This is a genomic window from Mesorhizobium sp. WSM4815 (assembly GCF_055811575.1).
In genome coordinates, this window is record NZ_JBVVQS010000094.1 from 128,653 (window position 1) to 143,239 (window position 14,587).

Below are 14,587 nucleotides of genomic sequence, written 5' to 3' on the forward strand. Positions count from 1 at the left end.
AGGATCGATGCTGCATGAGCGTGATGATCAAGGAAAGCCCGATCAGCGAAGAGGACATGATCGCCCTGGCCGAGACGGCGCTGGCCGACATTTCCAGGGTTCGCGAGGGCGTCGGCCGCGTCATCTTCGGCCAGGAAAGCGTCGTCGAACGCACGCTGGTGGCGCTGCTGGCCGGCGGCCATGCGCTGCTGGTCGGCGTGCCCGGCCTCGCCAAGACCAAGCTGGTCGAGACGCTGGGCATCGTGCTCGGCCTCGATTCCCGCCGCATCCAGTTCACGCCCGACCTGATGCCGTCCGATATTCTCGGCTCCGAGGTGATGGAGCAGGACGAATTCGGCAAGCGCTCGTTCCGCTTCATCTCCGGGCCGATCTTCGCGCAACTGCTGATGGCCGACGAGATCAACCGCGCCTCGCCGCGCACCCAGTCGGCGCTGCTGCAGTCGATGCAGGAATACCACGTCACCATTGCCGGTGTCCGCCACGACCTGCCGGCGCCCTTCCACGTGCTGGCGACGCAGAATCCGCTGGAGCAGGAGGGCACCTATCCGCTGCCCGAGGCACAGCTTGACCGTTTCCTGATGCAGGTCGACATCCTCTATCCGGAAATCGAGGCGGAGCGCCGCATCCTCCTGGAGACCACCGGCATTGAGGACGCCAAGGCGCAGAACGTGCTGCAGCCGGCGCGGCTGAAGGAGATCCAGACCCTCATTCGCCGCATGCCGGTGCCGGAAAGCGTCGTCGAGGCGATCCTCCAGTTGGTGCGCTCGGCGCGCCCCGGCCAGGGCAATGCCGAGACCGACAAGCACGTCGCCTGGGGCCCGGGCCCGCGCGCCAGCCAGTCGCTGACACTGTGCGCCCGCGCCCGCGCCCTTTATGACGGACGGCTGGCGCCGTCGATCGACGACATCAGAGCGCTGGCCGAGCCGGTGCTGCAGCACCGCATGGCGCTGACCTTTGCCGCCCGTGCCGAGGGCACGACCGTGCGCGACGTGGTGGCGAAACTGGCAAAAGGCATCTGATGGCGCGTATAGGCGAGGCCCAGGCACCGGCGGCGACGCGTGACGCGCTCGCCCGCGGCCGGTTGCGGGCTTCGCTGGTGCCGGACCTGCTGGTCGAGGCGCGTCGCATCGTCAACACGGTGATCGCCGGCTGGCACGGCCGCCGCAAGCGCGGCATCGGCGAGAATTTCTGGCAGTTCCGGCCCTATGTCGAGGGCGACTCCTCGCGTATCGACTGGCGCCGCTCGGCCCGCGACGACCACATCTATGTGCGAGACCGCGAATGGGAGGCCGCCCATACGGTGTGGCTGTGGGCAGATCCCTCGCCTTCCATGCTCTACAAATCGACCGGCGCCACCGTCTCGAAGGAGTCCCGCGCGCTGGTGCTTGCGCTGGCCATGGCCGAGCTTCTGTCGCGCAGCGGCGAGCGCATCGCCTGGCCCGGGCTGACCGATCCGTTCACCGCCCGCAACGGCGCCGAGCGGATCACAGCACAACTCAGCCATGCCGGCGAATTGCCGGCAAAACCCGACCTGTCCGCTATCCGCCGCTTCTGCGACATCGTCATCGTCAGCGACTTCCTCGATCCGGTCGAGGACACCATCGCCTGGCTTGACGTGCTCGCCCGCCACGGCGTGCGTGCCCATCTGATCGAGGTCGCCGACCCGGCCGAGGAGAGATTCCCCTATGCCGGCCGCACCGAATTCACCGATCCCGAGACCGGCGACAAGCTGACCGCGGGCCGCGCCGAAACACTGGGCGACGACTACCGACTGCTTTACATCGCCCGCCGCCAGGAACTGACCGACTGGTGCAAGCGCCTCGGCTGGAGCTTTACCGTCAACCACACCGACCGCCTCGCCTCCGATGCGCTGGTGCGTGTCCACATGGCGATGACCCTCGATGGCAGCTCAGCCGGGAGGATCCGCGCATGAGCTGGCTGCCGCTCTCCTTCGGGGCGCCGATGGTGCTGTGGGGCCTTCTGGCCCTGCCGGTGATCTGGTGGCTTTTGCGGTTCACCCCGCCCAAGCCGCAGACCGAGGTCTTCCCGCCGCTGAAGATCCTGGCCCGCGTGCTGAAGCGCGAGGAGACGCCGCAACAGAGCCCGTGGTGGCTGACGCTGCTCAGGCTGCTGATGGCGGCCCTTATCGTTGCGGCGCTGGCCGAACCTGTCTTCAACCCGCGTGAAAGACTGCCGGCCGAGGGCACCGCTCTTGCGCTGGTCATCGACAATGACTGGGCAAGTGCCGCCGACTGGGGCCAGCGCGTCGCCACTGCCGAACGGCTGATCACCGATGCCAGCTCCAACGACGTGCCTGTCATCATCGCCTTCACCGCCGAAAAACCGAATGCCGAGATCGGCCCGTTCGACGCCGCCACCGCGCTCGACCGGCTGCGCGCGGCAAAGCCGCGGCCGATCCCGACCGACCGCCCGGCCGTCTATGCCCGCGTCGCGACAACCCTGGAGAGCTTGCCGGGCGCCAGCGTCGCCGTGCTCGCCGACGGTCTGGCGGCGGAAGGCGACGAGGCCGCCTTCAACACGCTTCTGTCGAAGAACGCCGCCCGTGTCGTCTGGGCCGCCTCCGACCGGCCTGGCCTGATCGGCCTGACTGGCGCCGACAACCAGGTGGACGGCTTCGAGCTGACCGCCATCCGCGCGCCGGGCGATCCGGCGCCGGCTCAGGTGACCGCCGGCGCCTTCGACGACAAGGGCCGCCGCATCGCCGACGCCACGCTGACCTTCTCGCCGGGCGAATCCACCGCCACCGGCACGATGGCGGTGCCGTTCGAGCTGCGCAACGACTTCGCCTCGATCACGCTCGACGGTCAGCGGCAGGCCGGCGCCGTCCGCGTGCTCGACGAGAGTTCCAAGCGCCGCCGAGTCGGACTGCTGTCGCAGGCCGAAGCCGACCAGGCGCAGCCGCTTCTGTCGCCGCTGTACTACATCCGCCGCGCGCTGCAGCCCTTCGCCGATCTGGCCGAGCCGTCGAGCGCCGACCTTGCCGACGCCATCCCGCAGCTCCTCGACCAGAAGCCGGCGATGATCGTCATGGCCGATGTCGGCACCATTCCGCAGCAGGTGCGGCAAAGGCTGGTCGACTGGGTCGACAATGGCGGCACGCTGGTGCGATTCGCCGGCTCGCGGCTGGTCGCTGCCGGCAATGACGACGACCTGCTGCCGGTCAGGCTGCGCATCGGCGAGCGCTCGCTCGGCGGCGCGCTGTCGTGGACGACGCCGCAGCCGGTCACCGATTTTCCGAAGACCGGCCCCTTCGCCGATCTCGCTCCGCCGGCCGAGGTCACCGTCACCAGGCAGGTGCTGGCCGAGCCGACGCCCGATATCGTCGAGCGCAGCTGGGCCACGCTTGCCGACGGCACGCCGCTGGTGACCGGTATGAAGAAGGGCAAAGGCACGCTCGTCCTGTTCCATGTCACGCCGGAGGCGACCTGGTCGAACCTGCCGATCTCCGGCAGCTTCGTCGAGATGCTGCGCCGCATCGTGCAACTGTCGCGCAACCAGGGCGCGGCGGTCGCCAATGCCGAAGCCGCCGCCGCCTCGCTGGCGCCCTACCGCATGATATCAGCCGATGGCACGCTGGTGCCGCCGACGCCGGATGCACGGCCGCTGGTGCCGGGTGCCGGCCCGCTGCCGGTGACGTTCGAGAATCCGCCCGGCCTGTATGGCTCCGACACCGGCGTCATCGCTCACAATCTGCTCAATGCCGAAAGCCGCTTGGCGCCGCTGGTCCGTCCTCCGATCACCGTGCCGGTCACCACCGTCCAGTACGCTTTCGACGAATCACACAATTTGAAGGGCCCGCTGGTGGCGGCAGCTCTCCTGCTGATGGTCCTTGATACGCTGGCGGTGTTCTGGATGGGCGGCCTGTTATCGCGCCGGCCGCGCCGCGCCGGCACGGCCGCCGCAACCATCGCCGCCCTGCTGATTGCGCTCGGCGCCCTGGTCGGCCACACCGACATCGCCCGCGCCGACGATGCCAAACCCGGTGATGAGCGGGCGATCGAGGACATTTCGAAAACCCGGATCGGCTATGTGCAGACCGGCGACCGGAGCGTCGATTCGATCAGCCAGGCCGGGCTGGAGGGCCTGACCCGCTTCCTGATCGAGAAGACCGCGCTCGAGCCGGGGGCGCCGGCCAGCGTCGATATCTCGAAGGACCAGCTTGCCTTCTATCCGCTGATCTATTGGCCGATCGATCCTGCCGCGCCGATGCCGAGCCAGGCCGCGATCGCCCGCGTCGACGCCTATATGCAGCAGGGCGGCACGGTGCTGTTCGACACGCGCGACCAGTTCGCCACCGGCATCGGCGCGGAGCAGGCCAGCCCGGCGACGGAGCGGCTGCGCGACATCCTCGGCAACCTCAACGTGCCGGCGCTGGAGCCGGTGCCGTCGGACCATGTGCTGACCAAATCCTTTTACATCCTGCCTGAGTTTCCCGGACGCTTCGCCGGTGGCCCGCTCTGGGTCGCGGCGTCGCTCGAAGCCAGCAACACCGAGAACCGCCCGGTACGCACCGGCGACGGCGTCTCGCCGATCATGATCACCGCCAATGATTTCGCCGGCGCCTGGGCGGTCGACGAGAATGGCGACCCGCTTTTGCCGACCGTGCCGTCGGATCCGATGCAGCGCATTTATGCGCTGCGCGCCGGCGTCAACATCATGATGTACATGCTGACCGGCAACTACAAATCCGATCAGGTGCATGTGCCGGTGCTGCTCGAACGGCTGGGGCAGTAAGCCATGAACTTGTCGCTCGCCTTCGAACCGCTCATCTCCTGGCCGCTGCTCGGCCTGGTGCTGGCGCCGCTGTTGCTGCTGGCATTGGTCGGCCTGTGGTTCCGCCAGCGCGGCGCGGTCTTCCGTTTTGCCGCCCTGCTGGCGCTGACTGCGGCCCTGCTCAACCCGGTGTTGCTCGACGAAGAGCGCGAGGCGCTGAAAAGCGTCGTCGCCGTCGTCGTCGACCGCAGCCAGAGCCAGGACATTGGCGAGCGCACCAGGCAGACCGACGAGGCGCTGGCCGGGCTTCAGCAGCGCCTCGGCCGCTTCAAGCAGTTCGACATCCGCGTCGTCGAGGCCGGCAAGCCGGAAGCCGCCGAGGAGCGCACCGAAACGCGGCTTTTCGGGGCGCTTGAGAGTGCTTTCCGCGACGTGCCGCCTTCGCGCATCGGCGGCGCCATCATGATCACCGACGGCGAGGTGCATGACGCCCCGGGCGGCACGCCCGACTTCAACGCGCCGCTGCACGCGCTGATCACCGGCAACGACCAGGAAAAGGATCGCCGCATCCGCTTCGAGAATGCGCCGCGCTTCGGTCTGGTCGGCAAGCCGCTCGAAATGACCTATCGCGTCATCGGCACCAACAACGAGGCCGGCTCGGTCGATGTGCGCGTCTCGGTCAATGGCGAGCAGGTTTCGGTCGAGCGCGCCACCATCGGCCAGGCCATGCCGCTGCAGGTGACCATTCCCGGCGCCGGCCGCAACATCGTCGAGCTCGCCATCGATCCCGAGCCCGACGAACTCACCGACACCAACAACCGCGCCATCGCGCTGATCGACGGCATCCGCGAGAATTTGCGCGTGCTGCTGGTCTCCGGCGAACCGCATGCCGGCGAACGCACCTGGCGCAACCTTCTGAAATCCGACGCCTCGGTCGATCTGGTCCACTTCACCATTCTGCGGCCGCCGGAAAAGCAGGACGGCACGCCGATCAACGAATTGTCGCTGATCGCCTTCCCGACGCGCGAACTGTTCGTCGAGAAGATCAAGGATTTCGACCTGATCATCTTCGACCGCTACCAGCACCGCGACGTGCTGCCGGTCCTCTATTACGACTACATCGCCGAATATGTTGAAAAGGGCGGCGCGCTGCTGATCGCGGCAGGACCCGAATATGCCGGCGAAAGTTCCATCGCTCGCACGCCTTTGATGTCGGCGCTGCCGGCGATGCCGACCGGCGAAGTCGTCGAAAAGGCCTTTTATCCGCGCCTCACCGAGCTCGGCCAGCGCCATCCGGTGACGCGCGGGCTTGACGGCTCCGCCACCGAGCCGCCGCACTGGAGCCGCTGGTTCCGCACCATCGGCGTCGAGAACCCCGGAGGCGAGGCGGTGATGAAGGGCGCCGACGACCGTCCGCTGCTGCTGCTCGACCGCAAGGGTGAAGGCCGCGTCGGCATGTTTTTATCCGACCAGGGCTGGTTGTGGGCGCGCGGCTTCGAGGGCGGCGGCCCGCATGTCCAGCTCTATCGCCGCATCGCCCACTGGCTGATGAAGGAGCCCGAACTCGAGGAGGAGCGGCTGACTGCCGACGGCCGCGGCATGATGCTGGAAATCCGCCGCCAGACGATGAGCGACGATCCCGGCCCGGCGCAGATCATCACCCCGTCCGGCAAGGCGATGACCGTCAAGCTCGAGAGAGCCGAACCCGGCGTCTTCCTGGGCAGCATCGAGACCAGCGAGATCGGCCTCTATCAGGTCGGCAATGGCGACCTGAAAGCGCTTGCCCATGTCGGCCCGGTCAACGCACCGGAATTCACCGACGTCGTCTCCACCGAGAACCGGCTGAGAGCCCCGGCCGAGGCCACCGGCGGCAGCGTGCGCCGGCTGGCGCAATCGTCCACCCTTGGCAATCTCACAAGCGGCGTGACGCTGCCGTCGGTCGTCCCGGTCCGCTCCACGGGTGCGGCGGCCGGCAACGACTGGATCGGCCTGCGCACCACCGACGACAGCGTGCTGAAGGCCGTCTCGCGCGTGCCGCTGTTCGGCGGGTTCCTCGGCCTCGGCCTGCTGCTTCTGGCATTGGGCTCGATGTGGTACCGCGAGGGGCGTTAGCGACGCGCCTTCCCCTTCTCCCCTTGTGGGAGAAGGTGGCCGAGCCCACGGGTCTTGCCTCCGGCAAGCCCGAGGACAGGCTCCGCTCGGTCGGATGAGGGGTGTTCCAGCTTGGCAGCGACGGCACTCCGTTCAGCACCCCTCAACCGTCTTGGCGCTGCGCGCCAATCCACCTTCTCCCACAGGGGGAGAAGGGGAAGTGGGCGCGCTACTCCTCCGGTTCCGTCGTGAACATCAGCGGGTAGCCCTTGGCCTTGCCGGCATCGGTCGCCCGAGTCGCCTTGGTCTCGGCGACGTCCCTTGTGAAGCGGCGACGACGCAGACGGCTCAGTCACCCGGGCCAGCAAACAAAATGAGATTTCCGTCTGGATCCATAACAATGAAGTTTCTGGCACCCCAGGGTTCTTTCCTGAGGACTTGGTGAAAGGGCACCCCTGCGGCCTGAAAATTCAGAAAGAGCTGTTTGATCTCGTCTGCAGTATCGACTGTGATCCCGGCGGAGAGCAGGTGTTCACGTTGCCGTATATCGCCAACGAACACAGGTTCGCAAAACAACCTCAGCGCGAGTTGCGCATTGTCACGTGTCACCTGTCCGTAAAATGCCGGGTCGCCGTAAACAAAGTCGACTCCGAAGCCGAGGTTGGTGGTGAAGAATTCGAACGACGCTTTGATGTCGGTGACGAACAACTGCGCTGAGGTTGAACTCAGAACGGGTGCAGGTACGGTCTGTTTTTTCTGATCTGTCATGGCTGGGGCTCCTGTCTTGAGCGCCTGCCATCCCTCGAACCCCGATTGACGCGCGATCAGTTCCTGCGCGTCGCTGAGCTTAAAATTTGCTTCCAGTACCTGATTGTCATCGAGATGCTGGAAGCGTGGCAACGCAGCCCTGATCTCGGCTGCGACCGGATAGTACCGTTCGCGGTGCCACCGCAAATATTGCTTGGCCTGCTTTTTGAGGTTTTCGAGATTCGGCATGGGCGCAACTGTGGTTACAGTATAGGCGGGCATTGCCCTTTCGACGTTATACCGATGCGCCCTACGCAGCGCTGCGAACGTGCCTCGGCGATGAGCAGTTGTCAATCACCGCACCCCGTCCAGTACCCTCAACCGTCTTGGCGCTGCGCGCCAATCCACCTTCTCCCGCAGCAAGGGGAGGAGGGGAAGCCGGCACTACTCCTCCGGTTCCGTCGTGAACATCAGCGGGTAGCCCTTGGCCTTGCCGGCATCGGTCGCCCGTGTCGCCTTGGTCTCGGCGACGTCCCTGGTGAAGACGGCGACGACGCAGACGCCGCGCTGGTGCGCGGTGATCATCACCCGCCGCGCCTGGTCCTCGCTCAGCTTGAATTCGCCCTTGAGCACCGTCACCACGAACTCGCGCGGCGTGAAATCGTCATTGAGGAGGATGACCTTGTAGAGCTTCGGACGTTCGATCTTCGGCCGCGTCTTGGTGCGGGATTTTGTGACGATCTCAGGCATCGGAACCGGCAACTGTGCGCAAGAATTTCGCTTTTATTCTGACATGGACGAAAGCGATCGTCCATTTTGAACCGCCCGCAAACCGCCTTCCCGGCGGGCGCGGCCATTCACAAGTCCGTGCCTATATGGGACCGCCGCCAAGCCAGCGCAGACCGCGAAGAAACGATACGGACCGTTCCGTTTAGAAACAACTATCGCCGCAATACCGCGCTCAGCACGTCCCTGATGCCGATGGCGCCGACGAAGCGCGACTGGTCGTCGAACAGCGCCACCGGTGCGGTCTGCGAGCGGTGCATGGCCAGCATCACCGTCTTCAGCGAGGTGCCGGGATTGGCCCAGAATACCTGCGTCGTCTCCTCCGGCTGCGCCTCGACATCGGCGCACGACACCCAGAACGCCGGCTTGCCATCGCGCTCGGCCGCCGCCACCAGCCCGTGCTCGTCGATCTTGAAACGCGTCGTCTTGCGGCGGTCGAGCCACACCCAGCCGTCCTCGCCGTGGTCGAGATCACGGCGGTCGCGCATCACGTTCCAGGCGGTCAGCACCGAGAGCGGGTTCACATTGGCGATGAAGTCGCGGACATAGTCGTTGGCGGGGCGCAGCACGATGTCTTCCGGCGCGCCGGTCTGCACGATGCGCCCGCCTTCCATGATGGTGATGTGGCTGCCGATCTTCAGCGCCTCCTCGAGATCGTGGCTGACGAAGACGATGGTCTTCTTCAGCTCGGCCTGAAGCTGCAGCAATTCGTCCTGCAGCTTGGTCCGGATCAGCGGGTCGAGCGCCGAGAACGGCTCGTCCATCAGCAGGATCGGCGCTTCGGTGGCAAACGCGCGCGCCAGTCCGACGCGCTGCTGCATGCCGCCGGAAAGCTCGTGGGCGTATTTCGACGCCCACTGGTCGAGCCCGACGAGCTTCAACTGGCGCTCGACGCGCGCCTTGCGCTCGGCTTCGGGCACGCCGGAAAGCTCGAGGCCGAAGCCGACATTTTCCGCGACGGTGCGCCAGGGCAGAAGGCCGAACTGCTGAAACACCATGGCGACCCGCGTCTGTCGGATGTGGCGCAGCGTGGCGGCGTCACAGGTTGCGACATCGACCATGCGGTCGCCGTCCTTGACCATGACGTTGCCGCGCGCCGGCACGTTGAGCAGGTTGACGGCGCGCAGCAGCGTCGATTTGCCGGAGCCGGAGAGGCCCATCAGGACGGAAATCTCGCCCTCGTTGACGGTCAGATTGGCACCGGCGCAGCCGAGCACGGCGCCGGTCTTCTCCAAAATTTCCTGACGCGTCGCGCCCCTGTCGACGAGCGCCAGCGCTTCCTTGCGCGCCGCGCCGAAGACGATGTCGACATTCTTGAAATCGACCGCAGCGCTCATTTGGCGGCTCCGGTGCCGATGCGGCTGATGCGGTCGAGGATGATGGCGAGCACGACGATGGCGAGGCCGGCTTCGAGGCCGAGCGGGATGTTGACCGAGTTCAGCGCGCGCACCACCGGTTTGCCGAGGCCGTTGGCGCCGATGAGCGCAGCGATCACGACCATGGAGAGGCAAAGCATGATGCACTGCGTCAGCCCCGCCATGATGGTCGGCAGCGCCGCCGGCAACTCGACTTTCCACAGCAGCTGGCGTTTTGTCGCGCCGAAGGCTTCGCCGGCCTCGATCATCGGTTTCGGCACCGAGGTGATGCCGAGATGCGTCAGGCGGATCGGCGCGGGAGCGGCGAAGATGACGGTGACGATGAGGCCGGGTGCGATGCCGAGGCCGAAGAGAATGAGCACCGGGATCAGGTAGACGAAGGTCGGCATGGTCTGCATCAGGTCGAGGACCGGCTGGAGATAGCGGTAGCCGCGCTCGTTATGCGCCGCCCAGATGCCGATCGGCACGCCGATGGCCATCGAGGCCGCAGCGGCGCCCACGACCAACACCAGCGTCTCGACGGTTTCCTGCCAGAGATCCTGGTTGACGATGAAAAGCAGGCCGAGCGCGACAGCAAGCGCCAGCTTCCATGATTTCTGCAGGTACCAGGCAAGCCCGGCTATGGCGGCGACCAGGAGGACCGGGGGGACGAGCAGCAAAAGATCGACGAGCCCGTCGAGAACGACGGTGAGCCCGTCGGCGATACTGTCGAAAAACCACTCGAAATTGGTGGTCAGAAAGTCGAAGAAGGTCTTGCCCCACCGCCCGATCGGGATCTTGAAGCTCGAAATCAGTTGCGAAACCGGATCCATGGCAAATGCCCCCTCATTCTTCTTCACCTCTCCCCTGACGGGGTGGGCCGAACCGCGCAGCCGAGCCGGGTGGGATGGTCACGGTTATGCTCCGTTCCGAACCATCCCAACCGCGGCGCGTGCCGCGCCGAACCTCCCCACACGGGGGAGGTGTAAGTTTGCTACGAACCCAGTGCGGTTTTCACCGCGGCCGCGGCGTCGCCGCCGTCGAAGGTCGTCACGCCGGCGAGCCATGGCGTCATCGCGTCCGGATTGGCCTTGAGCCAATCGGTGGCCGCGGCTTTCGGGTCGGCGCCGTCATTGAGGATCGCACCCATGATCTCGTTTTCCATCTTGAGCGAGAACACCATGTTCTTGAGCAGCGCGCCGACGTTCGGGCATTCGGTGGTGTAGCCGGCCCGGACATTGGTGGCGACGGTCGCGCCGCCGAAATTCGGGCCGAACACCTCGTCGCCACCCGACAGATAGGCCATCTTGATGTTGGCGTTCATCGGATGCGGCTCCCAGCCGAGGAAGACCACGTCTTCGCCCGACGCGGCCGCTTTCTGCACCGCCGACAGCATGCCGGCCTCGGAGCTTTCGACAAGCTCGAAATCCTTCAGGCCGAACTTGTCGGCGGCGATCATGTCGAGGATCAGGCGGTTGCCGTCATTGCCGGCTTCGATGCCGTAAATCTTGCCGTCGAGCTTGTCCTTGAATTTAGCGATATCGGCGAAATCCTTCAGACCGGCATCATAGGTGTGCTGTGGAACGGCGAGCGTATATTTCGCGCCTTCAAGGTTGGTCACGACCGTCTCGACCGACTTGTCTTCGAGATAGGGTTTTATGTCAGCTTCCATGGTCGGCATCCAATTGCCAAGGAAGACGTCGACGTCCTTGTTTTTCAGCGAGGTGTAGGTGACCGGAACCGACAGCACCTGCACGTCGGGCTCGTAGCCGAGCGCTTCGAGGATGACGCTGGCGGTAGCGGTTGTGGCGGTGATGTCGGTCCAGCCGACATCGGCAAAACGCACCGGCTTGCAGCTTTCCGGCTCGGCGGCGAGTGCACCGCTCGCCGAAAGAAATGCCGCCAGACCGAGGCCGGCGGCGAGTAGTTTCATACGCGACATCTGTATTCTCCCATTGTGATCTGTCGGCGAAGCGAAATTGCGGTTTTGTCTCCGCCTTGTTTCGTCAGCCAAACACCATTCTGGTGCGGTTTCAAGCGATAAGACAATCGCGATCAACGGCGCGGGCTGGCCGACCAGCGACAGATTCGCCGCTTTTCCGGTGGCCAGGCGCTTTTCCGGTGGAACGTCGGGACGCCCCCTCCCCGCGTAGGGACAACTCGGCTTAAAAGGGCGGCATGGCCAAGCTGTACTTCCACTATGCGACGATGAATGCCGGCAAGGCGACGATGGTCGTGCGCCTTGGCGCGGACGGCAAGGTGGCGAGACAGGGCGAACAGGTGGCGATCGGCAAGGATGTTTATGTCTCGCTCTGCCGCCGCCATTGGGAAGAAGAAATGGGCCGCGCCGCGCCCGACGATTTCATCGGTTTCACCAAGGCCTGAGCAGCGCCGTCGGCGAAGCTGCCGATCTCCCCGCAAGCGGGTCGCAAGGGCGAGGTCGGGTGTCGCTTCGGCTTTTCGCCAATCACCAGCGGTGGAAGACAGGCCGATGGGGTCGGGTTTTGTTTGAGGTATCGCGGCATCTTCCGCCTTTCCTTCCCCCCTTGCCATACATATATTCGCGGCGTTCGCGACACGAACAATTGCCGAAGCGGGAGGCTCCTATGGCGACATTGCAGAATTTCGATGCCGAAATTGCCAAGACCAATCAGGTCGTGCAGGACATGCGCACCAAGATCGAGCAGTCCGGCGCCGTGCTCGACACGCTTGCCAAGACCGACAGAAAGATCGGCGACGCCAATTTCGACCTCGAGAACGCCCGCATCGAGGATGTGCTGAAGCAGCAGAAGGTGATGGAAGGCAACATCGCCGACCTGATCATCGGGCTGGAGGACGCCACCAACGTCTTCGGCGCCGAATTCGAGAGCATGAAGAACTACACCGGCTGGGAAAGCTTCGTCGGCATATTTTCCGACCAGAGCAAGCAGCGCATGCGCACCGACCGCGTCCGCAACATGTCGCTGGCCGGCAATCTGCAGGAGCTTCTGGCGAAATCCGACACCATCGTCGGCATCCTCAAGGCGCAGAAGCAGATCCTCGACCAGCGTTATAAGACCTCCGAGGCCAGCCTGTCGCAGGTGATCGAGCGCCGCAAGGCAACCATGTCGAATCTCGAGATCGTGCAAAAGCGCATCGAGGAGCTCAATCCGATGCTGCTCGACATCGAGAACAAGATCGCCGCCTCGACCAGCCAGAAGGAGCGCACCGAGCTTGAGGGCGAGCGTTCGAAACTGGCAACCGAGTACAACGAGAAGCAGGCCAAGGAGCAGGAACTGCTGGCCGAAAGCCAGACGCTGGAGCGCTACACCTCGATGTTCCAGACCTTCGTCGATTCGCTCAACAACCAGATCGCGGCGCAGTCGACGCTGATCAACAAGCTGACCATCGATACCGAGCAGCGCATCGTGCTCTACAAGGCGCTGGAAGATTCTCTGAAGACCGCCGCCCAGCAGGACGTCGCTCACAAGATCAACACGCTGGGCAGCCAGGTCGACAACACCGCCGAGGAAACCATGGCCGGCATCGGCGCGGCCTCGCAGAAGCACATTGGCGATCTCCTCGAAATGCACGAGAAGAACATGGTGGCGACCGCCGACATCCAGCGCCGCAAGAAGCTGGCCGACGATGCCTTTGCCCGCCGCTTCGACGACGTGCTGAAAAAGCACAATGCGGCAAACTACGTGCAGTCGTAATTGCTGCATATCTCCCAAGGGCTGGCTGCATGACCCCCGAAAACGAAGCGGCAACGCGGTATTTCTCGGCGATCACCGCGGCACTCAGCGGCCTCGAAGTGTTCATGCGCGACGATCGCTCGCCGCTCTACCGGCACGGCATCGTCGCCAAGATCGTCGCCGAATACATTGCGCGGCTCGACAACTCGTTTTCCTGCTGGCGCAACCGGCTGGGCTTCATGGAGACATTCCGCATCTCGCGCGCCGAAAGCGGCTTTCCGGTCTTCCAGAACGTGCTCGAACTTGAAAACGACCGCCGCCAGGCCGATACGCGTCTCGCCAACATACCGCTGGCCGACGAGTTGCGCGAGGAAATGGCCGACTTCATCCTGCGCCACAAGGAATTCCCCGAGGCACTGCAGAAGTCGATGGCCGAGCGGCTCTATCTGGAAGGCGTCAGGAGCGAGACGACCTTCGGGCCGTTCACCTTGGCGCAGACGGCAAAAGTCTCGGTCAATCCGAAGACCAGGCGGCCTTACTACCTCGCCCATTGGGCAGCCTTCGACGGCAGCGCCAACCTGCCGCTGGTCTACATGGTGACGGTCGAGGATTCCTCCGAAGAGATGATCGGGCAGCTTGTCGACCGCAATGGCAAGCTCAACGAAAAGGTCGACATTCCGCTTCCGGTTGAAGGATTGCTCAATCCCGAGCTTGCCCACCGCTTCGACGACTTCACCGAGAAGAACTCCGCCTATACGCTGTCGCCGGCTACGATCGCGGTCAACCTCGACAAGGATTTCGAGCAACTCCACCCCAAGCAGCTGCGCCGCGTCGTGCTCGGGCCTTTCTATTCGGCCGGGATCACCGACAACAATTCGACGGTGACCGACATTCTGGACAAGGTGCGCAAGCCGGAAAACGCCTGGCTGCTGACCTGGACCATCCAGGAGGTTTATTCGAAATCCGAAAAGCCAGGCCGCAAGGGGTTGTTTTCGAGCGAGAAGGCGACGCAGGAATTCTTCATCGACACCGACGATCTGGAGGCGGCGCGACAAGGCGTGTCGAGCTACGAGAAGCACGCGCTGATCCCGCATGAGGCCTATCAGGCGCTCTACGCCGCCGGCGAGGCGCAGAAGATCTTTTCCGGCTACAAGGTCCACATCCTGTCCAAAGGACAGGTCATCAGTGACGTCTGACAGT

The 14,587-nt window shown here is 64.7% G+C and carries 11 protein-coding genes and 2 pseudogenes; 7 read left to right on the forward strand and 6 right to left on the reverse strand.

Going from position 1 to position 14,587, the window contains the following annotated elements; genetic code table 11:
- Window positions 1-14: 14 nt before the first annotated feature.
- The 4 genes from AC0L2B_RS16705 to AC0L2B_RS16720 are packed head-to-tail and all read left to right on the forward strand — an operon-like array spanning window position 15 to window position 6,846.
- Entirely contained in the window at window positions 15-1,019 is a 1,005-nt protein-coding gene (locus AC0L2B_RS16705; RefSeq protein WP_473494947.1) for an AAA family ATPase, read from the forward strand.
- Window positions 1,019-1,933, forward strand: coding sequence for a DUF58 domain-containing protein (locus tag AC0L2B_RS16710; RefSeq protein ID WP_473746115.1), 915 nt, complete (start codon window positions 1,019-1,021; stop codon window positions 1,931-1,933). Before AC0L2B_RS16705 ends, AC0L2B_RS16710 begins: the two co-directional genes overlap by 1 nt.
- On the forward strand, window positions 1,930-4,755 hold the full coding sequence (locus AC0L2B_RS16715) for a DUF4159 domain-containing protein (protein ID WP_473746116.1): 2,826 nt from the start codon (window positions 1,930-1,932) through the stop codon (window positions 4,753-4,755). The genes AC0L2B_RS16710 and AC0L2B_RS16715 overlap by 4 nt, the downstream gene beginning before the upstream one ends.
- A 3-nt stretch (window positions 4,756-4,758) precedes the next feature.
- The gene (locus tag AC0L2B_RS16720) at window positions 4,759-6,846 is read left to right on the forward strand and encodes a hypothetical protein (protein ID WP_473746117.1); all 2,088 of its coding nucleotides are present in this window, start codon (window positions 4,759-4,761) and stop codon (window positions 6,844-6,846) included.
- Window positions 6,847-7,054: 208 nt separating this feature from the next.
- Here AC0L2B_RS16720 and clpS (AC0L2B_RS16725) read toward each other — a convergent pair.
- The 6 genes and pseudogenes from clpS (AC0L2B_RS16725) to AC0L2B_RS16750 form a co-directional block, all read right to left on the reverse strand.
- Window positions 7,055-7,153, reverse strand: a pseudogene (gene clpS, locus AC0L2B_RS16725) (ATP-dependent Clp protease adaptor ClpS); the annotation flags it as partial.
- Window positions 7,154-7,173: 20 nt separating this feature from the next.
- Window positions 7,174-7,821: a VOC family protein gene (locus tag AC0L2B_RS16730; protein WP_473746193.1), complete on the reverse strand. Its 648-nt coding sequence runs from the start codon at window positions 7,819-7,821 to the stop codon at window positions 7,174-7,176.
- 195 nt (window positions 7,822-8,016) lie between these two features.
- Window positions 8,017-8,322, reverse strand: coding sequence for an ATP-dependent Clp protease adapter ClpS (gene clpS / locus AC0L2B_RS16735; RefSeq protein WP_473746118.1), 306 nt, complete (start codon window positions 8,320-8,322; stop codon window positions 8,017-8,019).
- A 191-nt stretch (window positions 8,323-8,513) separates the two neighbouring features.
- Window positions 8,514-9,695 carry a choline ABC transporter ATP-binding protein gene (gene choV / locus AC0L2B_RS16740; protein WP_128247190.1) on the reverse strand — a complete coding sequence of 394 codons (1,182 nt, stop codon included), beginning with the start codon at window positions 9,693-9,695 and terminating at the stop codon, window positions 8,514-8,516.
- Window positions 9,692-10,546 carry a choline ABC transporter permease subunit gene (gene choW, locus AC0L2B_RS16745; protein WP_023799956.1) on the reverse strand — a complete coding sequence of 285 codons (855 nt, stop codon included), beginning with the start codon at window positions 10,544-10,546 and terminating at the stop codon, window positions 9,692-9,694. The genes choV and choW overlap by 4 nt, the downstream gene beginning before the upstream one ends.
- 161 nt (window positions 10,547-10,707) lie before the next feature.
- The gene (locus tag AC0L2B_RS16750; RefSeq protein ID WP_473746119.1) at window positions 10,708-11,655 is read right to left on the reverse strand and encodes a choline ABC transporter substrate-binding protein; all 948 of its coding nucleotides are present in this window, start codon (window positions 11,653-11,655) and stop codon (window positions 10,708-10,710) included.
- 278 nt (window positions 11,656-11,933) lie between these two features.
- Here AC0L2B_RS16750 and AC0L2B_RS16755 point away from each other — a divergent pair.
- The 3 genes and pseudogenes from AC0L2B_RS16755 to AC0L2B_RS16765 form a co-directional block, all read left to right on the forward strand.
- A pseudogene (locus AC0L2B_RS16755) lies at window positions 11,934-12,098 on the forward strand (thymidine kinase); the annotation flags it as partial.
- A 221-nt stretch (window positions 12,099-12,319) separates the two neighbouring features.
- On the forward strand, window positions 12,320-13,408 hold the full coding sequence (locus tag AC0L2B_RS16760) for a hypothetical protein (protein ID WP_091598480.1): 1,089 nt from the start codon (window positions 12,320-12,322) through the stop codon (window positions 13,406-13,408).
- A 29-nt stretch (window positions 13,409-13,437) separates the two neighbouring features.
- A complete protein-coding gene (locus AC0L2B_RS16765) occupies window positions 13,438-14,583 on the forward strand; it encodes a hypothetical protein (protein ID WP_027151017.1) in 1,146 nt (381 codons plus the stop codon).
- The last annotated feature ends 4 nt before the right edge of the window (window positions 14,584-14,587 follow it).